The sequence below is a fragment of the Citrobacter sp. KH_055_1 genome (assembly GCF_057838705.1).
On the sequence record NZ_CM174473.1, the window covers coordinates 2,040,162 to 2,062,558 of the forward strand.

Annotated in this window: 16 protein-coding genes, 2 tRNA genes and 1 other RNA gene; 12 read left to right on the forward strand and 7 right to left on the reverse strand. The window is 50.9% G+C overall.

Going from position 1 to position 22,397, the window contains the following annotated elements; all coding sequences use genetic code 11:
* Window positions 1-124: 124 nt before the first annotated feature.
* The 4 genes from AC3ITF_RS09470 to narI are packed head-to-tail and all read left to right on the forward strand — an operon-like array spanning window position 125 to window position 6,787.
* Entirely contained in the window at window positions 125-3,868 is a 3,744-nt protein-coding gene (locus AC3ITF_RS09470; protein WP_096756785.1) for a nitrate reductase subunit alpha, read from the forward strand.
* Window positions 3,865-5,403, forward strand: a complete 1,539-nt coding sequence (gene narH / locus AC3ITF_RS09475; protein ID WP_489176367.1) for a nitrate reductase subunit beta — start codon at window positions 3,865-3,867, stop codon at window positions 5,401-5,403. The genes AC3ITF_RS09470 and narH overlap by 4 nt, the downstream gene beginning before the upstream one ends.
* Complete coding sequence (narJ, locus tag AC3ITF_RS09480; RefSeq protein ID WP_096756787.1) at window positions 5,400-6,110, forward strand: nitrate reductase molybdenum cofactor assembly chaperone; 711 nt, start codon at window positions 5,400-5,402, stop codon at window positions 6,108-6,110. Before narH ends, narJ begins: the two co-directional genes overlap by 4 nt.
* Complete coding sequence (narI, locus tag AC3ITF_RS09485) at window positions 6,110-6,787, forward strand: respiratory nitrate reductase subunit gamma (RefSeq protein WP_115258301.1); 678 nt, start codon at window positions 6,110-6,112, stop codon at window positions 6,785-6,787. The genes narJ and narI overlap by 1 nt, the downstream gene beginning before the upstream one ends.
* Before the next feature lie 127 nt (window positions 6,788-6,914).
* Here narI and AC3ITF_RS09490 read toward each other — a convergent pair.
* The 5 genes from AC3ITF_RS09490 to AC3ITF_RS09510 form a co-directional block, all read right to left on the reverse strand.
* Window positions 6,915-7,045, reverse strand: a non-coding RNA gene (locus tag AC3ITF_RS09490) — RtT sRNA.
* A gap of 45 nt (window positions 7,046-7,090) precedes the next feature.
* A tRNA-Tyr gene (locus tag AC3ITF_RS09495) sits at window positions 7,091-7,175 on the reverse strand.
* 140 nt (window positions 7,176-7,315) lie between these two features.
* Window positions 7,316-7,400, reverse strand: a tRNA-Tyr gene (locus AC3ITF_RS09500).
* Window positions 7,401-7,555: 155 nt separating this feature from the next.
* Window positions 7,556-8,398 (reverse strand): formyltetrahydrofolate deformylase, encoded by an 843-nt coding sequence (purU, locus tag AC3ITF_RS09505; RefSeq protein ID WP_096756789.1) that lies wholly within the window; start codon window positions 8,396-8,398, stop codon window positions 7,556-7,558.
* A gap of 54 nt (window positions 8,399-8,452) precedes the next feature.
* On the reverse strand, window positions 8,453-8,908 hold the full coding sequence (locus AC3ITF_RS09510) for a YchJ family protein (RefSeq protein ID WP_115258303.1): 456 nt from the start codon (window positions 8,906-8,908) through the stop codon (window positions 8,453-8,455).
* A 111-nt stretch (window positions 8,909-9,019) separates the two neighbouring features.
* Between AC3ITF_RS09510 and rssA the strand changes: the two genes are divergently transcribed.
* The 3 genes from rssA (at window position 9,020) to galU (ending at window position 12,141) form a co-directional block, all read left to right on the forward strand.
* Window positions 9,020-9,925, forward strand: a complete 906-nt coding sequence (gene rssA / locus AC3ITF_RS09515) for a patatin-like phospholipase RssA (protein WP_115258304.1) — start codon at window positions 9,020-9,022, stop codon at window positions 9,923-9,925.
* 90 nt (window positions 9,926-10,015) lie between these two features.
* On the forward strand, window positions 10,016-11,029 hold the full coding sequence (rssB, locus tag AC3ITF_RS09520; RefSeq protein WP_096756792.1) for a two-component system response regulator RssB: 1,014 nt from the start codon (window positions 10,016-10,018) through the stop codon (window positions 11,027-11,029).
* Between the two features lie 203 nt (window positions 11,030-11,232).
* The gene (gene galU / locus AC3ITF_RS09525) at window positions 11,233-12,141 is read left to right on the forward strand and encodes a UTP--glucose-1-phosphate uridylyltransferase GalU (protein ID WP_135911914.1); all 909 of its coding nucleotides are present in this window, start codon (window positions 11,233-11,235) and stop codon (window positions 12,139-12,141) included.
* A gap of 138 nt (window positions 12,142-12,279) precedes the next feature.
* Here the strand turns inward: galU and hns are convergent, their stop codons facing one another.
* Window positions 12,280-12,693 (reverse strand): histone-like nucleoid-structuring protein H-NS, encoded by a 414-nt coding sequence (gene hns, locus AC3ITF_RS09530; protein ID WP_096756794.1) that lies wholly within the window; start codon window positions 12,691-12,693, stop codon window positions 12,280-12,282.
* 648 nt (window positions 12,694-13,341) lie between these two features.
* Here hns and tdk point away from each other — a divergent pair.
* On the forward strand, window positions 13,342-13,959 hold the full coding sequence (gene tdk, locus AC3ITF_RS09535; RefSeq protein ID WP_115258305.1) for a thymidine kinase: 618 nt from the start codon (window positions 13,342-13,344) through the stop codon (window positions 13,957-13,959).
* A 243-nt stretch (window positions 13,960-14,202) separates the two neighbouring features.
* Here tdk and adhE read toward each other — a convergent pair whose 3' ends face one another.
* Complete coding sequence (adhE, locus tag AC3ITF_RS09540; protein ID WP_096756796.1) at window positions 14,203-16,881, reverse strand: bifunctional acetaldehyde-CoA/alcohol dehydrogenase; 2,679 nt, start codon at window positions 16,879-16,881, stop codon at window positions 14,203-14,205.
* Window positions 16,882-17,367: 486 nt separating this feature from the next.
* Between adhE and AC3ITF_RS09545 the strand changes: the two genes are divergently transcribed.
* From AC3ITF_RS09545 to oppC, 4 genes are all read left to right on the forward strand, one after another.
* The gene (locus AC3ITF_RS09545) at window positions 17,368-18,015 is read left to right on the forward strand and encodes a YchE family NAAT transporter (RefSeq protein ID WP_137361811.1); all 648 of its coding nucleotides are present in this window, start codon (window positions 17,368-17,370) and stop codon (window positions 18,013-18,015) included.
* Between the two features lie 772 nt (window positions 18,016-18,787).
* Window positions 18,788-20,419 carry an oligopeptide ABC transporter substrate-binding protein OppA gene (gene oppA / locus AC3ITF_RS09550; RefSeq protein ID WP_115258306.1) on the forward strand — a complete coding sequence of 544 codons (1,632 nt, stop codon included), beginning with the start codon at window positions 18,788-18,790 and terminating at the stop codon, window positions 20,417-20,419.
* 121 nt (window positions 20,420-20,540) lie between these two features.
* Complete coding sequence (gene oppB / locus AC3ITF_RS09555) at window positions 20,541-21,461, forward strand: oligopeptide ABC transporter permease OppB (RefSeq protein ID WP_096756798.1); 921 nt, start codon at window positions 20,541-20,543, stop codon at window positions 21,459-21,461.
* An 18-nt stretch (window positions 21,462-21,479) separates the two neighbouring features.
* Complete coding sequence (oppC, locus tag AC3ITF_RS09560) at window positions 21,480-22,388, forward strand: oligopeptide ABC transporter permease OppC (RefSeq protein ID WP_096756799.1); 909 nt, start codon at window positions 21,480-21,482, stop codon at window positions 22,386-22,388.
* Window positions 22,389-22,397: the final 9 nt, after the last annotated feature.

The window sequence follows — 22,397 nt, forward strand, 5'->3', positions numbered from 1 at the left end:
CTTTCCCATCCCTGCCTGCCTTGATCGTTATCAATTCCCACGCGCTTTCATAGCGTTACCTTCATTCTCAATCAAGCAATGTCGATTTATCAGAGAGCCGTCAGGCTCCTACAGGAGACAACCGATGAGTAAATTCCTGGACCGGTTTCGCTACTTCAAGCAGAAGGGCGAAACCTTTGCCGATGGGCACGGCCAGCTTCTCAATACTAACCGGGACTGGGAGGATGGATACCGCCAGCGTTGGCAGCATGACAAAGTCGTGCGATCAACTCATGGGGTAAACTGCACCGGCTCATGCAGCTGGAAAATCTACGTGAAAAATGGTCTGGTGACCTGGGAGACCCAGCAAACCGACTACCCGCGCACCCGTCCAGACCTGCCAAACCACGAACCACGCGGCTGCCCGCGCGGTGCGAGCTACTCCTGGTATCTCTACAGCGCTAACCGCCTGAAATACCCGCTGATGCGTAAACGCCTGATGAAAATGTGGCGTGAAGCGAAAAGACTGCACAGCGATCCGGTAGACGCATGGGCATCCATCATCGAAGACGCCGATAAAGCAAAAAGCTTCAAGCAAGCGCGCGGTCGTGGTGGCTTTGTACGTTCTTCCTGGCAGGAGGTGAATGAGCTGATTGCCGCTTCTAACGTCTACACCGTCAAAACCTACGGCCCTGACCGCGTGGCAGGCTTCTCGCCGATCCCGGCAATGTCGATGGTTTCCTACGCCTCCGGTGCACGCTACTTGTCCCTGATTGGCGGTACCTGCTTGAGCTTCTACGACTGGTACTGTGACCTGCCGCCTGCGTCTCCGCAGACCTGGGGTGAGCAGACCGACGTTCCGGAATCTGCCGACTGGTACAACTCCAGCTACATCATCGCCTGGGGTTCAAACGTTCCGCAGACCCGTACCCCGGATGCCCACTTCTTCACTGAAGTTCGCTACAAAGGGACCAAAACGGTCGCGATCACCCCGGACTACGCTGAAATTGCCAAGCTGTGCGACCTGTGGCTGGCACCGAAGCAGGGCACCGATGCCGCGATGGCGCTGGCAATGGGCCACGTCATGCTGCGTGAGTTCCACCTTGATAACCCAAGCCAGTACTTCACCGACTATGTGCGTCGTTACACCGACTTCCCGATGCTGGTGATGCTCGAAGAGCGTGACGGTTACTATGCGGCGGGCCGTATGCTGCGCGCCGCCGATCTGGTCGATTCTTTGGGCCAGGAAAATAACCCAGAGTGGAAAACCGTTGCCGTCAATACCGACGGCGAGATGGTCGCGCCAAACGGTTCGATTGGTTTCCGCTGGGGCGAAAAAGGGAAGTGGAACCTTGAGCAGCGCGACGGCACGTCCGGTAAAGAAACCGAACTGCAGCTCAGCTTGCTGGGCAGCCAGGATGACATCGCTGAAGTCGGCTTCCCATACTTTGGCGGCGAAGGCACCGAGCACTTCAATAAAGTCGAACTGGAAAACGTTCTGCTGCACAAACTGCCGGTCAAACGCCTGCAACTGGCGGACGGTACTACCGCGCTGGTGACCACCGTTTATGACCTGACCATGGCGAACTACGGTCTGGAACGCGGTCTGAACGATGAAAACTGCGCCACCAGCTACGATGACATCAAAGCATATACCCCGGCATGGGCAGAAAAAATTACCGGTGTATCACGCGCTCAAATCGTGCGTATCGCCCGTGAATTTGCCGATAACGCTGACAAAACGCACGGTCGTTCAATGATCATCGTCGGTGCCGGTCTGAACCACTGGTATCACCTCGATATGAACTATCGCGGATTGATCAACATGCTGGTGTTCTGCGGCTGCGTTGGTCAGAGCGGCGGCGGTTGGGCGCACTATGTGGGTCAGGAAAAACTGCGTCCGCAGACCGGCTGGCAGCCGCTGGCGTTTGGCCTTGACTGGCAGCGTCCGGCACGTCACATGAACAGCACCTCCTACTTCTATAACCACTCCAGCCAGTGGCGTTATGAGACGGTAACTGCGCAGGAACTGCTGTCGCCGATGGCGGACAAGTCCCGCTATAGCGGTCATTTGATCGACTTTAACGTGCGCGCTGAACGTATGGGCTGGTTGCCATCTGCGCCGCAGTTGGGCACCAACCCGCTGTACATTGCCCGTGAGGCGGAAAAAGCCGGGATGACGCCGGTGGATTACACCGTGAAATCGCTGAAAGAGGGTTCTATTCGCTTTGCGGCAGAACAACCTGAAAACGGTAAAAACCATCCGCGTAACCTGTTCATCTGGCGTTCTAACCTGCTGGGCTCGTCCGGTAAAGGTCATGAGTACATGCTGAAGTATCTGCTGGGTACTGAACACGGTATTCAGGGGATGGATCTGGGCAAACAGGGTGGTGTGAAGCCAGAAGAAGTGGAATGGCAGGATAACGGTCTCGATGGCAAGCTGGATCTGGTGGTGACGCTGGACTTCCGTCTGTCGAGCACCTGTCTGTATTCCGACATCGTGTTGCCTACCGCCACCTGGTATGAAAAAGACGACATGAATACATCGGACATGCATCCGTTTATTCATCCGCTGTCTGCCGCTGTTGATCCGGCCTGGGAATCGAAAAGCGACTGGGAAATTTACAAAGCCATCGCCAAGAAATTCTCTGAAGTCTGCGTAGGTCACCTCGGTAAAGAAACCGACGTGGTAACGCTGCCTATCCAGCACGATTCCGCTGCCGAACTGGCGCAGCCGCTGGACGTGAAAGACTGGAAAAAAGGCGAATGCGATCTGATCCCAGGCGTTACTGCCCCGCACATCATGACCGTTGAGCGTGATTACCCAGCAACTTACGAACGCTTCACCTCCATCGGCCCACTGATGGATAAAGTCGGTAACGGCGGGAAAGGGATTGCCTGGAACACCCAGAGCGAAATGGACCTGCTGCGTAAGCTTAACTACACCAAGGCAGAAGGCCCGGCTAAAGGTCAGCCGATGCTGAATACGGCGATTGATGCCGCCGAGATGATCCTCACCCTGGCGCCGGAAACCAACGGTCAGGTGGCGGTGAAAGCCTGGGCTGCGCTGAGTGAATTTACCGGCCGTGACCATACGCATCTGGCACTGAATAAAGAAGACGAGAAAATCCGCTTCCGCGATATTCAGGCGCAGCCGCGTAAAATTATCTCCAGCCCGACCTGGTCTGGCCTGGAAGATGAGCATGTTTCTTACAACGCCGGTTACACCAACGTTCACGAGCTGATCCCATGGCGTACGCTGACCGGTCGTCAGCAGCTGTATCAGGATCATCAGTGGATGCGCGACTTCGGTGAAAGCCTGCTGGTTTATCGTCCGCCAATTGACACCCGTTCGGTGAAAGCCGTGATGGGCGAGAAATCCAACGGCAATCCGGAAAAGGCGCTCAACTTCCTGACGCCACACCAGAAGTGGGGTATCCACTCCACTTACAGCGACAACCTGCTGATGCTGACATTAGGCCGCGGCGGTCCGATCGTGTGGATGAGTGAAGCGGATGCGAAAGATCTGGGTATCGAAGATAACGACTGGATCGAAGTCTTTAACAGCAACGGTTCACTAACCGCCCGTGCGGTAGTCAGCCAGCGTGTCCCGGCCGGGATGACCATGATGTACCACGCCCAGGAACGTATTGTGAATATTCCAGGGTCGGAAATTACCGAACAGCGCGGCGGGATCCATAACTCGGTGACCCGTATTACGCCGAAACCGACGCACATGATTGGTGGTTATGCCCACCTGGCCTACGGCTTTAACTACTACGGCACCGTAGGGTCAAACCGTGATGAGTTCGTGGTGGTCCGTAAGATGAAGAACATTGACTGGTTGGATGGCGAAGGCAATGACCAGGTACAGGAGAGCGTAAAATGAAAATTCGTTCACAAGTCGGCATGGTGCTGAATCTCGATAAGTGCATCGGTTGCCACACCTGTTCAGTAACCTGCAAAAACGTCTGGACCAGCCGTGAAGGGACCGAGTACGCCTGGTTCAATAACGTTGAAACTAAGCCGGGCACCGGTTTCCCGACCGACTGGGAAAACCAGGAAAAATGGAAGGGCGGTTGGATCCGCAAGATCAACGGTAAGCTGGTACCGCGTATGGGTAACAAAGCGCTGCTGCTGGGTAAAATCTTCGCTAACCCGCATCTGCCGGGTATCGATGATTACTACGAGCCGTTTGACTTCGATTACCAGACGCTGCACAACGCTCCGGCTGACAGCAAAGCGCAGCCGATTGCACGTCCACGTTCGCTGATCACCGGCAAGCGTATGGACAAGATAACCAAAAGTCCGAACTGGGAAGACGACCTAGGCGGCGAGTTCGAGAAGCTGTCAAAAGACAAAAACTTCGAGAACATGCAGAAGGCGATGTACGGCCAGTTCGAAAATACCTTCATGATGTATTTGCCGCGTCTGTGCGAGCACTGCCTTAACCCGGCGTGCGTGGCGACCTGCCCAAGCGGTGCCATCTACAAGCGTGAAGAAGACGGCATCGTGCTGATCGACCAGGACAAGTGCCGCGGCTGGCGTATGTGTATTACCGGTTGCCCGTACAAGAAAATCTACTTCAACTGGAAGAGTGGTAAGTCAGAGAAGTGCATCTTCTGCTATCCGCGTATCGAAGCCGGTCAGCCGACCGTATGTTCCGAAACCTGCGTCGGACGTATTCGTTACCTCGGCGTACTGCTGTATGACGCTGACGCCATTGAAAGCGCGGCAAGCACCGAGAACGAGAAAGATCTGTACCAGCGTCAGTTGGACGTGTTCCTCGATCCGAATGACCCGGCGGTCATTGAGCAGGCACTGAAAGACGGTATTCCGCTGAGCGTGATCGACGCGGCTCAGCAGTCTCCAGTGTACAAAATGGCGATGGACTGGAAGCTGGCGCTGCCGTTGCACCCAGAATACCGCACGCTGCCAATGGTCTGGTATGTTCCGCCTTTGTCACCGATTCAGTCTGCGGCTGATGCGGGTGAACTGGGCAGCAACGGTATTCTGCCGGACGTGGACAGCCTGCGTATTCCGGTTCAGTACCTGGCAAACCTGCTGACTGCAGGGGATACGCAGCCGGTGGTACTGGCGCTGAAGCGCATGCTGGCGATGCGTCACTTTAAACGTGCGGAAACCGTTGACGGTAAAGTCGACACCCGTGCGCTGGAAGAAGTTGGTCTGACTGAAGCGCAGGCACAGGAAATGTACCGCTACCTGGCCATCGCGAACTACGAAGATCGTTTCGTGGTACCGAGCAGCCATCGTGAGCTGGCGCGTGAAGCGTTCCCGGAGAAAAGCAGTTGTGGCTTTACCTTCGGCGACGGTTGCCACGGTTCGGACACCAAATTCAATCTGTTCAACAGTCGCCGCATCGATGCTGTCGATGTGACCAGCAAAACGGAGCCGCACCAATGATTGAACTCGTCATTGTTTCGCGTCTGCTCGAGTACCCGGATGCTGCCTTATGGCAGCATCAGCAGGAACTTTTCGATGCACTCGCGTCATCTGAAAACCTGGACAAAGATGATGCCCAGACTCTGGGCGTCTTCCTGCGCGATTTAACCGCGCAGGACATGCTGGACGCACAGTCCCGCTACAGTGAACTGTTCGACCGTGGCCGTGCAACCTCGCTGCTGTTGTTTGAACATGTGCATGGTGAATCCCGCGACCGCGGTCAGGCGATGGTTGACCTGATGGCGCAGTACGAGCAGCACGGTTTACAGCTCGACAGCCGCGAATTACCGGACCATCTGCCGCTGTACCTGGAATATCTGGCGCAGTTGCCGAAGGAAGAGGCGCTGGGTGGTTTGCAGGATATCGCCCCGATTCTGGCCCTGCTCAGTGCTCGTCTGCAACAGCGTGAAAGTCGCTACGCCGTGCTGTTCGATCTGCTGTTGAAACTGGCGAATGCGGCTATCGACAGCGACAAAGTGGCGGAGAAAATTGCGGATGAAGTTCGCGATGATACTCCGCAGGCGCTGGACGCTGTCTGGGAAGAAGAGCAGGTGAAATTCTTTGCCGATCAGGGGTGCGGTGAATCTGAGATCTCCGCTCACCAGCGTCGTTTTGCCGGGGCCGTTGCGCCGCAGTATCTGAATATCACCACCGGAGGACAGCAATAATGCACTTCCTGAATACGTTCTTCTTTGACATCTATCCGTACATTGCGGGTTCTGTCTTCCTGATTGGTAGCTGGCTGCGTTATGACTACGGGCAGTACACCTGGCGTGCGGCATCCAGTCAGATGCTGGATCGCAAAGGGATGAACATGGCGTCAAACCTGTTCCATATCGGGATCCTGGGTATTTTCGCCGGCCACTTCCTGGGGATGTTAACGCCGCACTGGATGTACGAAGCGTGGCTGCCGCTGGAAGTGAAACAGAAAATGGCCATGTTTGCAGGCGGTGCGTCCGGCGTGATGTGTCTGGTCGGTGGTGTATTGCTGCTCAAACGCCGTTTGTTCAGCCCACGCGTGCGTGCCACTACCACCGGCGCAGATATTCTGGTGCTGTCCGTTCTGGTTATCCAGTGTGCGCTGGGTCTGCTGACGATTCCGTTCTCCGCCCAGCATATGGACGGGAGTGAGATGATGAAGCTGGTCAACTGGGCACAGTCTGTGGTGACCTTCCACGGCGGCGCGTCCCAGTACCTGGACGGTGTGGCGTTTATCTTCCGTATGCACCTGGTGCTCGGTATGACGCTGTTCCTGCTGTTCCCGTTCTCTCGTCTGGTACACATCTGGAGCGTGCCAGTCGAGTATTTGACCCGCAAGTATCAGATTGTTCGCGCACGCCACTAATCGATTCTCTGCGTCATTGTAAACCCTGCTTCGGCGGGGTTTTTTTATGACTGTTGCCGGGTGGTGGCGAATACGCCTTATCCGGCCTATGGGGTTTAGCTGTTTAGCTAAGGGTACTACAGAGAAGTGGTGGTGGGGGAAGGATGACTCAGCGCTGCGCGCTTCGCCCTTCGGGTCGTTGCCTGCGGCAACGCTTTCTCGCTATGCTCGAATCGAACCTTAATCGAAGATTCTCATCCTTCCCGCATGGGCAGAATATAGGGCATTGTGCTTTGATTTAGCTGAGGTATTACAGGGGATTGATGGTGGTGGGGGAAGGATTCGAACCTTCGAAGTCGATGACGGCAGATTTACAGTCTGCTCCCTTTGGCCGCTCGGGAACCCCACCAGGGGTAATTTAAATTGTAGGTAATGCTATGAGGATGGTGGTGGGGGAAGGATTATTCGTCGCTTCGCTTCTCACCCTTCCCCGATAAGTGCAAACTTCTGCATTGCTCATCGAGTTAACTACATCGCTGTAGTGAATAATGGTGGTGGGGGAAGGATTCGAACCTTCGAAGTCGATGACGGCAGATTTACAGTCTGCTCCCTTTGGCCGCTCGGGAACCCCACCACGGGGTAATGCTTTTACTGGCCTGCTTCCTTGGGAAGCGGGGCGCATCATATCAAATGACGCGCCGCTGTAAAGCATTCCTTTGCTTAACGTAGATCGTTTGCGTGTTTTTCATCCGTAACGCAGTAAAGCTAATCAATTCATATTATTGGTGATTACAGAATAATCGTTCGGTTACCGTAAACAAAGACTCGCTGGGCCAGAACCTGATACAGCGCACGGCTTAACACATTCTTTTCTACGTCGCGGCCTGCGCGCATCATATCTTCTGCGGTATAGGTGTGATCCACGTGAATCACGTCCTGCATGATGATTGGACCTTCATCGAGGTTATCATTCACATAGTGAGCTGTTGCACCAATGATCTTGACGCCGCGCTCATAAGCCTGGTGGTACGGACGTGCACCAATAAAGGCAGGCAGGAACGAGTGGTGAATATTAATAATCTTATTCGGGAAGCGTGAAACAAATTCTGGCGTCAAGACACGCATATATTTCGCCAACACCACATAATCAGGCTGGTGGGCGTCGATGGCATCGGCCATGTTTTGATCGTGTTCTTCGCGGGTTAATCCTTCATGGCTGACTAGCTCAAAAGGAATATCAAAACGTTCAACCAGCGAACGCAGCGTGTCGTGGTTGCCGATTACCGCCGCAATTTCAACATCGAGTCCACCGTAATTGGCTTTCATTAACAGGTCGCCCAGACAATGCGCTTCCTTGGTGACTAAAATAACGATGCGGCGACGGCCTGCTGGCGTAAGTTCGCGAATGGATCCTTCAGGCAGTGCGCTGTCGAGATCGGTCAGCAGCGTGACGTCATTAAAAATGCCTTCCAGTTCTGTACGCATAAAAAAGCGACCGGTACGGTGGTCAACAAACTCGTTGTTTTGCACGATGTTCAGTTCATGCTTGTAACAAATATTGGTGATGCGTGCGATCAAACCTTTTTGGTCGGGGCAGATAGTGCGCAGAACTTTACGTTGTTGTGAATGCATTGCCGGGGTATTCCTGTTGAAAATGTTTGCGTAATAGATGCTGTCGGGCGTGGGTTAGCCGCAGCACTTTTTAAATTTTTTACCTGACCCGCAAGGGCAGGGATCGTTACGGCCAATTTGCGGGCGCGTACCATCAATATAATACCACTGGCCGTTTTCTTTTAAAAAACGAGAGCGCTCAATAATGGCGCCCGTTTTCCCCTGTTCGGAAAACCGCGCCACAAAGCTGACATAGCCGGTATTTTCTGTGTCCGACGTTGCCTGTTCAAACAGGGTAAGTCCAAGCCATTCGGTATGGGCAAATCCTGCGCTAATCTCATCGCGAAATGCGGCGGCATGACAGTCGGGGTGCCAGGTCTTAATCAGGTAATCTGCGTCTTTCATCACAAAAGCACAGTAACGAGAACGCATGAGGTGTGACGGCGTTGGTGCTACTTGCGCGCCAGACACATAACGGTAGCAACATAGGCTATACTCGACAGCGCTACCACAGGGACAAAGCTGAGACACAAAATACTCCCTGGAATAAAAAAACGGCGTAAAAACGCCACGGTAGCACTATGTTAACTGAGCCGTAGTGATGTTGCTACGTCTGCAAGCCAGGGGAAGTCTGTAGGTACAATGAGAAAAATAAAAATTGGGCTGGCGCTAGGTTCCGGCGCGGCACGAGGCTGGTCGCATATTGGTGTGATTAAGGCCCTTAAACATATGGGCATTGATGTTGATATCGTTGCAGGGTGCTCAATCGGCTCGTTGGTTGGCGCCGCCTATGCGTGTAATAAATTACCCGCCCTCGAGCAATGGGTCTGCTCGTTCAGCTATTGGGATGTTTTACGCCTGATGGATCTCTCCTGGCGCAGAGGCGGATTGCTGCGCGGTGAACGCGTGTTTAATCAATACCGCAACGTCATGCCTGTCGAGTCAATTGAACACTGCCAGCGCCGGTTTGCTACCGTCGCGACGAATCTGAGTACGGGTCGCGAACTGTGGTTTACCGAAGGTGATTTACACCTTGCCGTGCGGGCCTCTTGCAGTATTCCTGGTCTGATGTCCCCGGTTGCACATAATGGTTATTGGCTGGTTGATGGTGCGGTGGTTAACCCTGTGCCGGTTTCGCTGACGCGTGCGCTAGGCGCCGATATCGTCATTGCGGTTGACCTGCAACATGATGCGCACCTCATGCAACAAGATCTGCTCTCCTTTAACGTCAGCAATGATACCGACTCGAGTGATGACGAGCTTTCATGGCATGCGCGTCTGAAAGAGCGGTTGAGTAATATCACCGCCAGACGAACGGTCACTGCGCCCACGGCGATGGAGATCATGACCACCTCTATTCAGGTGCTGGAAAACCGGCTTAAACGTAACCGCATGGCCGGCGACCCGCCAGATATTCTAATTCAACCGTTTTGTCCGCAAATATCCACGTTGGACTTCCACCGTGCGGGTGCAGCTATTGCTGCCGGGCAGCTTGCGGTAGAGAAAAAAATGGATGAGTTGCTGCCACTGGTAAAGACCAACATCTAACGCATTTTTTATCAACACTTAAGTCAATTCTGACAGGCGTGAGTAGCAATAGCATGCCACTATTGATTAAAGCCAGTCAGGGGGGAGAATATGACGCAGCCATTGGTCGGAAAACAGATTCTTATTGTTGAAGATGAGCCTGTATTTCGCTCACTTCTGGACTCATGGTTTTCCTCTTTGGGAGCGACAACGGCTGTAGCGGGCGATGGGCTTGATGCGCTGGAATTATTGGGGCGCTTTACACCCGATCTGATGATCTGCGACCTTGCGATGCCGAGAATGAACGGTCTCAAACTGGTTGAATACCTGCGTAACCGTGGCGATCGGACGCCAATCCTGGTTATCTCCGCGACAGAAAATATGTCTGATATTGCCAAAGCACTTCGCCTCGGTGTGGATGATGTGTTGCTTAAGCCGGTGAAAGACCTTAACCGACTACGGGAAACGGTTTTTGCGTGCCTTTACCCCAACATGTTTAACTCGCGCGTTGAAGAAGAAGAGCGGTTATTTCGTGACTGGGATGCGATGGTCGGCGACCCCGCAGCAGCAGCAAAACTGTTACAAGAGCTACAGCCACCGGTTCAACAGGTGATTTCACAGTGTCGCATCAACTACCGTCAACTGGTTGCCGCCGATCAACCCGGCCTGGTCCTTGATATTGCGCCGTTGTCGGAACACGATCTTGCCTTCTATTGCCTGGATGTGACGCGGGCAGGGGATAATGGCGTGCTGGCGGCACTGTTGTTACGGGCACTGTTTAATGGGCTGCTACAAGAGCAACTGGCACATCAGAATCAACGGTTGCCGGAGCTCGGTACGCTCCTGAAACAGGTTAATCATCTGCTTCGACAGGCCAATCTACCGGGGCAATTTCCGTTGCTGGTTGGTTACTACCATAGCGGTTTAAAAAATTTGGTCCTGGTCTCTGCGGGTCTGAATGCGACCTTAAATACTGGTAGCCACAACGTGCAAATCAGTAATGGTGTTCCGCTGGGAACGTTGGGGAATACGTACCTCAACCAACTAAGCCAACGCTGTGAGTCCTGGCAGTGCCAAATTTGGGGTGCCGGGGGGCGTCTGCGACTGATGTTGTCCGCAGAATGAACAATCGAGAGGCAGGGATTCAAATTGGCTCACCTCCCTGTCTTTTGCAGTGCTACTATCAGCGCCAGATTTATTCGTATTTATCTTAATTATACCGACGCGCGTCCTTTTCAGACCTGAAGCTTGTCGCGGTACTGATATACTCGGATGCGATACAGATTGATGAACACGTTCAATACATGAACAGTCCAGGAGAGTTTTAAATGGCTGCCCTTAATTCGAAAGTCAAAAAAGCCGTTATCCCGGTAGCGGGATTAGGAACCAGGATGTTACCGGCGACCAAGGCAATTCCTAAAGAAATGTTACCGCTGGTTGATAAGCCATTAATTCAATACGTCGTCAACGAATGTATTGCCGCGGGTATCACTGAAATTGTCCTTGTGACTCACTCGTCTAAAAATTCGATTGAAAACCACTTCGATACCAGCTTTGAACTTGAAGCTATGCTGGAAAAACGTGTTAAGCGCCAGTTGCTGGAAGAAGTGCAATCTATTTGCCCACCGCACGTGACGATTATGCAGGTTCGTCAGGGTCTGGCAAAAGGTCTGGGTCACGCTGTATTGTGTGCGCACCCGGTTGTTGGTGATGAACCCGTAGCGGTCATCCTGCCGGATGTTATTCTCGACGAATACGAATCTGATTTATCCCGCGATAACCTCGCCGAAATGATTAGTCGCTTTGATGAAACAGGCAGCAGCCAAATTATGGTGGAGCCAGTAGACGATGTGACGGCTTACGGCGTGGTGGACTGTAAAGGTGTGGAATTAGCGCCGGGCGAAAGCGTACCGATGGTCGGTGTTGTGGAAAAACCGAAAGCCGATGTCGCGCCATCTAATCTTGCGGTTGTAGGGCGTTATGTCCTGAGTGCAGATATCTGGCCTCTGCTGGCAAAAACGCCTCCGGGCGCAGGTGACGAAATTCAGTTGACCGATGCTATCGATATGCTGATTGAAAAAGAAACGGTTGAAGCCTATCACATGAAGGGCAAAAGCCATGACTGTGGTAATAAGCTGGGTTATATGCAAGCGTTCGTCGAATATGGTATTCGTCATAATACCCTTGGCGCTGAATTTAAAGCCTGGCTTGAAGACGAGATGGGTATTAAGAAGTAACATCACGTTATTAATCCGCATGCAACGGCGCTGTTTATCCAGCGCCGTTTTTTTATACCCCTATTGGGTAGGTGTTATGCGAAGTACAGGTAAAAAAAATCCCGCCGTCGGCGGGATTTTAAGCAAACTAATTGTGGATTAATCCTTGATCAGGAAATCGTCCAGCTGTTTACCTTGTTCTTCCATCGCTTTTTTGATTACTGCCGGTGTACGACCCTGGCCGGTCCAGGTTTTCGTTTCACCGTTTTCGTCAACATAGCTATATTTAGCTGGGCGTGCTGCGCGCTTGGCTTTAGCACCGGTTTTAACCGCAGCCATGCTATTCAGCAGTTCGTTCGGGTCAATACCGTCAGCAATCAGCATTTCACGATATTGTTGCAGTTTACGAGTGCGCTCTTCAACTTCAGCAGCGGCAGCGCTTTCTTCTTCGCGACGCTCGCTAACGACAACTTCTAATTTTTCCAGCATTTCTTCAAGCGTTTCCAGAGTGCATTCTCTTGCCTGCGCACGAAGAGTACGGATGTTGTTCAGAATTTTAAGTGCTTCGCTCATTGTAGTAATCTCAAACTTATATTGGGTGGGGTTTGTTGAGCTAATAATAGAGCGATAAATTCAGATGTGCAATAGCCAGGAATGTAAGGAATTCAAAATTGCGCTTTATTTAGTATCTGCATTAATTCATTGTCGTTAAATTTCGTCTGGGAAAGGGCATAAAAAAGGCTTATTGGTGTGGGGGCTACTCTTCAGTCATGCAGGAAAATTCAAGATTCAGGTCACATTTTACAGCACGGTAATTGTATCTGTTTGCAGTAATTTCAACCTTTTGTATTAGTTTTGCTTACGGGAATTCACTATTACAGGGTGTTCGTAGGGGGATTCAATAACATTGAAAGCAAGGTTTCTTTATTGAACTGTGATGATAAGCACCGTTGATGAATTTCAAGGGCACTATTTGTGAAAGAATGTGTATATACCGTCATAAGTCAGATTATTCGAGCATTGGTGGTGTGCATCACTGCGCGACCCATAACTTAAGTCTGTTTCCTGAACCTTACCGTAGTACGTCATATTTAGGAGGCTGATGAGTGATGCTGACGCGATTTTTTATACGTATGTGGGCGACAACGGTGCGCAGACATGTTTGTGAATTATGATACAATCGCGCCCATATTTATTTACTCAGGTGAGGGCTGACGGTCAATGGCACAGCTATATTTTTACTATTCTGCAATGAATGCGGGGAAGTCGACCGCTTTGCTGCAATCTTCATACAATTACCAGGAACGTGGCATGCGTGCCGTTGTATATACAGCGGAAATCGACGACCGGTTTGGAACAGGGAAAGTAAGTTCACGTATAGGTCTGTCGTCACCTGCAAAACTGTTTAACCAAAATTCATCATTGTTCGAAGAAATTCGCGCGGAGAATGCGCAGCAGAGAATACATTGTGTACTGGTTGACGAGTCACAGTTTTTGACACGCCAGCAGGTTTATGAATTATCCGAGGTTGTCGATCAGCTGGATATTCCGGTTTTGTGTTACGGGTTACGCACCGATTTTCGTGGTGAATTATTTGGCGGTAGCGAATACCTGCTTGCCTGGTCAGATAAATTGGTCGAATTAAAGACTATTTGTTTCTGCGGGCGGAAGGCGAGTATGGTACTACGTCTTGATCAAGCTGGACGACCTTATAACGAGGGAGAACAGGTGGTTATTGGTGGCAATGAACGCTATGTGTCGGTATGCCGCAAGCACTATAAAGAGGCGCAATCTGAGGGCTCTCTGACGGCCATTCAGGAACGGCACAGCCACGATTAATCTACGCTCGCCAGGGCGCTGTAACGCGCAGGGTAGACCACTGGCCATAAGTCAGAAGTACTACCCTACAATCACCTCTGTAGACCCTTTACGCGCATCCTCCTCCAATCTCCTACGGGCATGTCCATTCACCGCGATGGTCTGCATGAGTTTTTGCGCTGTGAAGGTGAGAATAAATCAGGCGAAAAAAAACGGTCCCCTAAAGGGACCGTTCGACGTGATACTACAGCTTAGATTTATGAATTAAGCGGATTTCTTCGCTTTTTTCTCTGCTTTAGGCGCGGCTGCTGCTTCAGTTTTAGCGGCAGTTTCACCTTCGTTGTATTCGCGACCGTAGAAGGTATCCAGCAGGATCTGTTTCAGTTCAGAAATCAGCGGGTAACGCGGGTTAGCGCCGGTGCACTGGTCGTCAAACGCATCTTCAGACAGTTTGTCAACATGTGCCAGGAAGTCAGCTTCCTGAACGCCAGCTTCACGGATAGACTTAGGAATACCCAGTTCAGCTTTGATCTCATCCAACCATGCCAGCAGTTTCTGGATTTTCGCTGCGGTACGGTCGCCCGGTGCGCTCAGACCCAGATGGTCTGCGATTTCAGCGTAGCGACGACGGGCCTGCGGACGGTCGTACTGGCTGAAAGCAGTCTGTTTAGTCGGGTTGTCGTTCGCGTTATAACGAATAACGTTGCTGATCAGCAGGGCGTTCGCCAGACCGTGAGGAATGTGGAACTGTGAACCCAGCTTGTGCGCCATGGAGTGACATACACCGAGGAAGGCGTTAGCAAACGCGATACCGGCGATGGTCGCTGCACTGTGTACACGCTCGCGAGCTACCGGGTTCTTAGAACCTTCGTGGTAGGACGCAGGCAGGTTTTCTTTCAGCAGTTTCAGCGCTTGCAGAGCCTGACCATCAGAGAACTCAGAAGCCAGTACGGAAACGTAAGCTTCCAGGGCGTGAGTGACGGCATCCAGACCACCGAACGCACACAGTGACTTCGGCATATCCATCACCAGGTTAGCATCGACAATCGCCATATCCGGGGTCAGCGCGTAGTCTGCCAGTGGATATTTCTGACCAGTAGCGTCGTCGGTTACAACCGCAAACGGGGTGACTTCAGAACCAGTACCGGAAGTGGTGGTGACGGCGATCATTTTCGCTTTCACGCCCATTTTCGGGAACTTGTAGATACGTTTACGGATGTCCATAAAGCGCAGCGCCAGTTCTTCGAAGTGGGTTTCCGGATGTTCGTACATGACCCACATGATTTTCGCTGCGTCCATCGGGGAACCGCCACCCAGCGCGATGATCACGTCTGGTTTGAAGGAGTTGGCTAGTTCAGCACCTTTGCGCACAACGCTCAGCGTCGGGTCAGCTTCAACTTCAAAGAACACTTCGGTTTCAACGCCCGCAGCTTTCAGAACAGACGTGATCTGGTCAGCGTAGCCGTTGTTGAACAGGAAGCGGTCGGTCACGATCAGCGCACGTTTGTGACCATCGGTAATCACTTCATCCAACGCGATTGGCAGTGAGCCACGGCGGAAGTAGATAGATTTCGGAAGTTTGTGCCACAACATGTTTTCAGCTCGCTTAGCAACGGTTTTCTTGTTGATCAGGTGCTTAGGACCAACGTTTTCAGAGATGGAGTTACCACCCCAGGAACCACAACCCAGAGTCAGGGATGGTGCAAGCTTAAAGTTGTACAGGTCGCCGATACCACCCTGAGACGCCGGGGTGTTGATCAGGATACGTGCAGTTTTCATCATCTGACCGAAGTGAGCAACGCGTTCTGGCTGGTTGTCCTGGTCAGTGTACAGGCAAGAGGTATGACCGATACCGCCCATAGCAACCAGTTTTTCAGCTTTAACAACTGCATCTTCGAAGTCTTTCGCACGGTACATTGCCAGCGTCGGAGACAGTTTTTCGTGAGCAAACGGTTCGCTTTCGTCGACAACTTTAACTTCACCAATCAGAATCTTGGTGTTAGTCGGCACGGAGAAACCAGCCAGCTCAGCGATTTTGTATGCCGGTTGACCCACGATAGCCGCGTTCAGCGCGCCATTTTTCAGGATGATGTCCTGAACAGCCTTCAGCTCTTTGCCCTGCAGCATATAGGCACCGTGGCTGGCAAAACGTTCGCGAACGGCGTCGTATACGGAATCTACAACCACAACGGACTGTTCAGACGCACAGATTACACCGTTGTCGAAGGTTTTAGACATCAGCACGGAAGCAACGGCACGTTTGATATCTGCTGTTTCGTCGATAACAACAGGGGTGTTACCTGCGCCAACACCGATTGCCGGTTTACCAGAGCTGTATGCTGCTTTAACCATACCAGGACCACCGGTCGCAAGGATCAGGTTAATGTCCGGGTGGTGCATCAGAGCGTTAGACAGTTCAACAGAAGGTTGATCGATCCAGCCAATCAGGTCTTTTGGTGCGCCAGCAGCGATAGCAGCCTGCAGAACGATGTCTGCCGCTTTGTTGGTTGCATCTTTAGCACGCGGATGTGGAGAGAAGATGATAGCGTTACGCGTCTTCAGGCTGATCAGCGATTTGAAGATTGCAGTAGACGTTGGGTTAGTGGTTGGAACGATACCGCAGATGATACCAATCGGTTCAGCGATAGTGATGGTCCCAAAAGTATGGTCTTCGGCCAGGACACCACAGGTTTTTTCATCTTTGTAAGCGTTATAGATGTATTCAGATGCGAAGTGGTTTTTAATCACTTTATCTTCGACAATACCCATGCCAGATTCGGCAACGGCCATTTTCGCGAGGGGAATTCGAGCGTCTGCGGCAGCCAGAGCGGCGGCACGGAAGATTTTGTCAACCTGTTCTTGAGTGAAACTGGCATATTCACGCTGGGCTTTTTTTACGCGCTCTACAAGTGCGTTAAGTTCAGCGACATTAGTAACAGCCATGATGCTCTCCTGATAATGTTAAACTTTTTTAGTAAATCATCTGCTCGCTACGAGAGTATAGACAGATCGACGAAAATTTGTGTAACGTTTTGAAAATCAAACGGTTAATTAACGCCCGCCTTACATTGATTTACTAAAAGAGCTTATACGCTAGCGTATTCAACTCTAACGCGTTTCCTCCAGGTGGCGTAAGCAAGATTACTCACTTCTGAGTAGTAACTGCGTGATCTGGATCAAATTTACGCGAAGCTGACACCTTTCAGCAGGCTCTTTTAGTGTTTATCGGCAAGTGTTAACGAATTGATGGAATGAATGAGATTAACATTAGCATATTTCATACATATTAATAACACCGAGTATTGGTAGCACGTTTACAGAGATTAACGCAGATAGAAGGTGAAGAATGCTGCCAAAAAGCGTATCTTCAGCGCGGTTTTTAACATTTTTTATGACTCATTTTATCCGGCTAACGCTTCGGAGCTAACCGTGATCCAAACGCTATTTGATTTTCCTCTTTACTTTAAGTTTTTCATTGGGTTATTTGCGTTGGTCAACCCCGTCGGGATCATCCCGGTCTTTATCAGTATGACCAGCTACCAAACCGCAGCGGCGCGTAACAAAACCAATCTGACGGCAAACCTGTCGGTGGCGATTATTTTGTGGACCTCGTTGTTTCTTGGTGATGCGATCCTGCAACTCTTCGGTATCTCGATTGATTCGTTCAGAATTGCCGGCGGGATTCTGGTGGTAACCATTGCAATGTCGATGATCAGTGGGAAACTCGGGGAAGATAAACAAAACAAACAGGAAAAGTCAGAGACTGCCATACGCGAGAATGTTGGTGTTGTTCCGTTGGCATTGCCGTTGATGGCGGGGCCGGGGGCGATAAGTTCAACCATCGTCTGGGGGACTCGCTATCATAGCGCATTAAACCTGTTCGGGTTCTTTGTGGCGATTGCACTGTTTGCCTTATGCTGTTGGGGACTGTTTCGTATGGCTCCTTGGCTGGTACGCCTGTTGGGGCAAACGGGTATTAACGTTATTACGCGTATTATGGGCTTACTGCTCATGGCGTTGGGGATTGAATTCATCGTCACCGGCATCAAATCTATTTTCCCGGGCTTACTGGCCTGACGGGACTGTTTTCAGTAAACGGAGCTGGCCCTCAGCTCCGTTCTTTTCATTATCAGTAAAACGTCTCACTAAAGTTGAAAATTAGCATTGAAATTGTAAAACATGCTGATTGCCAATCCATCCGTTACGTATTGATTTAAAAGATAATAATTTTTATGGCTACGTCCCTGAATAGGGGGCTTACTGTTATTTTTCTAACATTATACTCTGGGGCTTGCTGAAGGATTATCGAAATGTTATTAGTTATTTCAGTGTCTATTTTAGAGTAATGTGCTAATTAATGACCAATTGTTAATTTTATGTAAATTATATCGGCATATTGATACCGGACAGGGTAATCAACCGCTCAATGGATTTAATTCGTTATCTATCATGATATTACGATTATTACCTCTCTTTTTGAGGACCATTGATGTGCGATTTTTTTTCGATAAAAGCGAATTGGTTAACAAATCTGTAAAATGTATTGGCGGTTAAGAAAGGCATTTGATACTTTCCGACCAGGTATTTTGCAGAAGATTTTACGTTGTTGAGAACTGTTTTCAGTTAGTTTCTCTCAATAGAGTAACCGCGTGTTTCCGACAGGGGAGACACGTAGAAAATCGACGCAAGGCGGTCGCTCGAACCGCCAGAATAAATAAAGTCGGTGATAGCAAGCAGTAAAACAATAAATCACCTGACGGCAGAAAATCTCCGGTGCCGTACAGGGATCCGTACAGGATTAACAGTCTGGTTAAAAAACCAGCCATAATAATGAGGGAGTACAAACACAATGACTAACATCACTAAGAAAAGTTTAGTAGCGGCGGGGATTCTATCTGCGCTTATCGCAGGAAATGTTGCCACGGCGGCAGAAGTACCTGCCGGTGTTCAACTTGCTGAGAAGCAAACGCTGGTACGCAATAATGGTTCGGAAGTTCAGTCTCTCGATCCGCACAAGATCGAAGGTGTGCCAGAATCCAACATTAACCGTGACCTGTTTGAAGGTTTATTAATCAGCGACGTTGATGGCAAGCCATCACCGGGCGTGGCGGAAAAATGGGAAAATAAAGATTTTAAAGTCTGGACGTTCCATCTGCGTAAAGACGCGAAATGGTCCGATGGCTCGCCCGTGACCGCGCAAGATTTTGTGTATAGCTGGCAACGTCTGGCGAATCCAAATACCGCTTCACCATACTCCAGCTATTTACAGTATGGGCACATCGTTAATATTGACGACATTATCGCCGGTAAAAAACCGGTCACCGATCTCGGTGTAAAAGCCATTGATGACCATACTTTTGAAGTTACCCTCAGTGAACCTGTTCCGTATTTCTACAAACTGCTTGTTCACTCATCCGTTTCCCCGGTGCCTAAAGCCGTGGTGGAAAAATTTGGTGATAAATGGACCCAGCCCGCGAACATCGTTTCTAACGGCTCCTATAAATTAAAAGATTGGGTCGTCAACGAGCGCATTGTTCTTGAGCGTAATACTAACTACTGGGATAACGCCAAAACGGTGATTAACCAGGTAACTTATCTGCCAATTTCTTCTGAAGTGACTGATGTTAACCGCTACCGCAGTGGTGAAATCGACATGACCTACAACAACATGCCGATTGAGTTATTCCAGAAACTGAAAAAAGAGATCCCGAACGAAGTTCACGTTGACCCGTATCTGTGTACCTACTATTACGAAATTAATAACCAGAAGCCACCGTTCAACGATGTGCGTGTACGTACCGCCCTGAAGATGGCACTGGATCGTGACATTATCGTCAACAAAGTGAAGAACCAGGGCGACCTGCCAGCGTACAGCTTCACGCCGCCGTATACCGATGGCGCAAAACTGGTTGAGCCAGAGTGGTTCAAGTGGTCACAGGAAAAACGTAACGAAGAAGCGAAAAAACTGTTGGCTGAAGCTGGCTTTACCGCAGAAAAACCGCTGACCTTCGACCTGTTGTATAACACCTCCGATCTGCACAAGAAGCTGGCTATTGCAGCCGCCTCTATCTGGAAGAAAAATCTGGGTGCCAACGTTAAGCTGGAAAACCAGGAGTGGAAGACCTTCCTCGATACCCGTCATCAGGGTAACTATGATGTTTCTCGTGCGGGCTGGTGTGCGGATTACAACGAACCGACCTCTTTCCTTAACATGGTGCTGTCAGACAGCTCCAACAACACTGTTCACTATAAGAGCGCGGCATTTGATAAGTTGATTGCCGATACGCTGAAAGTGACTGACGAAGCGCAGCGCAGCGAGCTGTATTCGAAAGCTGAGCAGCAGTTGGATAAAGACTCTGCGATTGTACCAGTGTATTACTACGTCAATGCGCGTTTGGTGAAACCATGGGTAGGCGGATACTCCGGTAAAGACCCGATGGATAATATCCACGTTAAAGACTTGTATATTATCAAGCATTAATGGCAAGACGTGGGGCGACCATCGTTGCCCCACAGTGTCTTTTTCTTCGAACTATAAATACCTCTCTGGCCCCATAACTGGCTTAAAGAGGTATAAAGGCACACGCCAGAAGGTACGGGCAATGTTAAAATTCATATTACGTCGCTGTCTGGAAGCGATTCCGACGCTATTTATTCTTATTACGATCTCATTCTTTATGATGCGCCTTGCGCCGGGAAGTCCTTTCACCGGTGAACGTGCGTTACCGCCAGAGGTACTGGCGAATATTGAAGCGAAATACCATCTTAATGACCCTATCACCACGCAGTACTTCAGCTACCTGAAGCAACTGGCGCATGGCGATTTTGGACCTTCCTTTAAATATAAAGACTATACAGTTAACGATCTGGTTGCCTCGAGCTTCCCGGTTTCGGCGAAGCTGGGTGCAGCTGCCTTTATCCTGGCGGTACTCGTTGGCGTCAGTGCTGGCGTCATTGCTGCGTTGAAGCAAAATACGCGCTGGGATTATACGGTGATGGGGGTAGCGATGACCGGGGTGGTTATCCCAAGCTTTGTGGTGGCCCCCTTGTTAGTGATGATATTTGCAATAACGCTGAAATGGTTGCCCGGTGGTGGCTGGAACGGCGGGGCGCTGAAATTTATGATCTTGCCGATGGTGGCGTTGTCGCTGGCTTATATCGCCAGTATCGCCCGTATCACCCGTGGGTCGATGATTGAAGTGCTGCACTCCAACTTTATTCGTACCGCACGGGCGAAAGGTCTGCCAATGCGGCGGATTATTTTCCGTCACGCGTTAAAGCCCGCTTTGCTGCCGGTGTTGTCTTATATGGGCCCGGCGTTCGTCGGCATTATTACCGGTTCGATGGTGATTGAAACTATCTACGGCTTGCCGGGTATTGGTCAACTGTTCGTTAACGGCGCGCTGAACCGCGACTACTCGCTGGTATTGAGCCTGACCATTCTGGTCGGTGCACTGACAATTGTATTTAATGCGATTGTTGATGTGCTGTATGCCGTTATCGATCCGAAAATCCGTTACTGATACTGGAGCTCGCTATCTATGATGTTAAGTAAGAAAAACAGCGAGACGCTGGAGAATTTCAGTGAAAAGCTGGAAGTCGAAGGCCGCAGTTTGTGGCAGGATGCGCGTCGACGCTTTATGCATAACCGCGCGGCGGTAGCCAGTCTGGTTGTGCTGGTGATTATCGCGCTGTTTGTGACCCTTGCGCCGATGCTATCGCAATTTACCTACTTCGACACCGACTGGGGAATGATGTCCAGCGCGCCGGACAGTGAGTCCGGCCACTACTTCGGTACTGATTCTTCGGGGCGTGACCTGCTGGTACGCGTGGCGATTGGTGGACGTATTTCGCTGATGGTCGGGATTGCCGCGGCGCTGGTGGCGGTGATTGTCGGCACGTTGTACGGATCGTTGTCAGGATATCTGGGCGGCAAAATTGACTCCGTGATGATGCGCCTGCTGGAAATCCTCAACTCCTTCCCGTTCATGTTCTTCGTCATTCTGCTGGTGACCTTTTTTGGGCAAAACATCCTGCTGATCTTTGTGGCGATCGGTATGGTCTCCTGGCTGGATATGGCACGTATCGTGCGTGGCCAGACGCTGAGCCTGAAGCGCAAAGAGTTTATTGAGGCTGCGCAGGTGGGTGGGGTTTCGACCGTGCGCATTGTTATCCGCCATATTGTCCCGAACGTTCTGGGCGTGGTAGTTGTGTACGCATCGCTACTGGTACCGAGCATGATCCTGTTCGAATCCTTCCTGAGCTTCCTTGGCTTAGGGACCCAGGAGCCGTTAAGCAGTTGGGGGGCGTTGTTAAGTGATGGTGCTAACTCAATGGAAGTCTCACCGTGGCTGCTGCTGTTTCCGGCAGGTTTCCTGGTGGTGACGTTGTTCTGTTTCAACTTTATTGGCGATGGCCTGCGTGATGCCCTCGACCCGAAAGACCGTTAAGGAGTGCAG

Excerpts from the sequence above, each read along its gene's own strand:
- AC3ITF_RS09470 (WP_096756785.1), top strand. The coding sequence starts at position 125 with ATGAGTAAATTCCTGGACCGGTTTCGCTACTTCAAGCAGAAGGGCGAA.
- narH (WP_489176367.1), top strand. The coding sequence starts at position 3,865 with ATGAAAATTCGTTCACAAGTCGGCATGGTGCTGAATCTCGATAAGTGC.
- narJ (WP_096756787.1), top strand. The coding sequence starts at position 5,400 with ATGATTGAACTCGTCATTGTTTCGCGTCTGCTCGAGTACCCGGATGCT.
- narI (WP_115258301.1), top strand. The coding sequence starts at position 6,110 with ATGCACTTCCTGAATACGTTCTTCTTTGACATCTATCCGTACATTGCG.
- purU (WP_096756789.1), bottom strand. The coding sequence starts at position 8,398 with ATGCATTCACAACAACGTAAAGTTCTGCGCACTATCTGCCCCGACCAA.
- rssA (WP_115258304.1), top strand. The coding sequence starts at position 9,020 with ATGAGAAAAATAAAAATTGGGCTGGCGCTAGGTTCCGGCGCGGCACGA.
- rssB (WP_096756792.1), top strand. The coding sequence starts at position 10,016 with ATGACGCAGCCATTGGTCGGAAAACAGATTCTTATTGTTGAAGATGAG.
- galU (WP_135911914.1), top strand. The coding sequence starts at position 11,233 with ATGGCTGCCCTTAATTCGAAAGTCAAAAAAGCCGTTATCCCGGTAGCG.
- hns (WP_096756794.1), bottom strand. The coding sequence starts at position 12,693 with ATGAGCGAAGCACTTAAAATTCTGAACAACATCCGTACTCTTCGTGCG.
- tdk (WP_115258305.1), top strand. The coding sequence starts at position 13,342 with ATGGCACAGCTATATTTTTACTATTCTGCAATGAATGCGGGGAAGTCG.
- adhE (WP_096756796.1), bottom strand. The coding sequence starts at position 16,881 with ATGGCTGTTACTAATGTCGCTGAACTTAACGCACTTGTAGAGCGCGTA.
- oppA (WP_115258306.1), top strand. The coding sequence starts at position 18,788 with ATGACTAACATCACTAAGAAAAGTTTAGTAGCGGCGGGGATTCTATCT.
- oppB (WP_096756798.1), top strand. The coding sequence starts at position 20,541 with ATGTTAAAATTCATATTACGTCGCTGTCTGGAAGCGATTCCGACGCTA.
- oppC (WP_096756799.1), top strand. The coding sequence starts at position 21,480 with ATGATGTTAAGTAAGAAAAACAGCGAGACGCTGGAGAATTTCAGTGAA.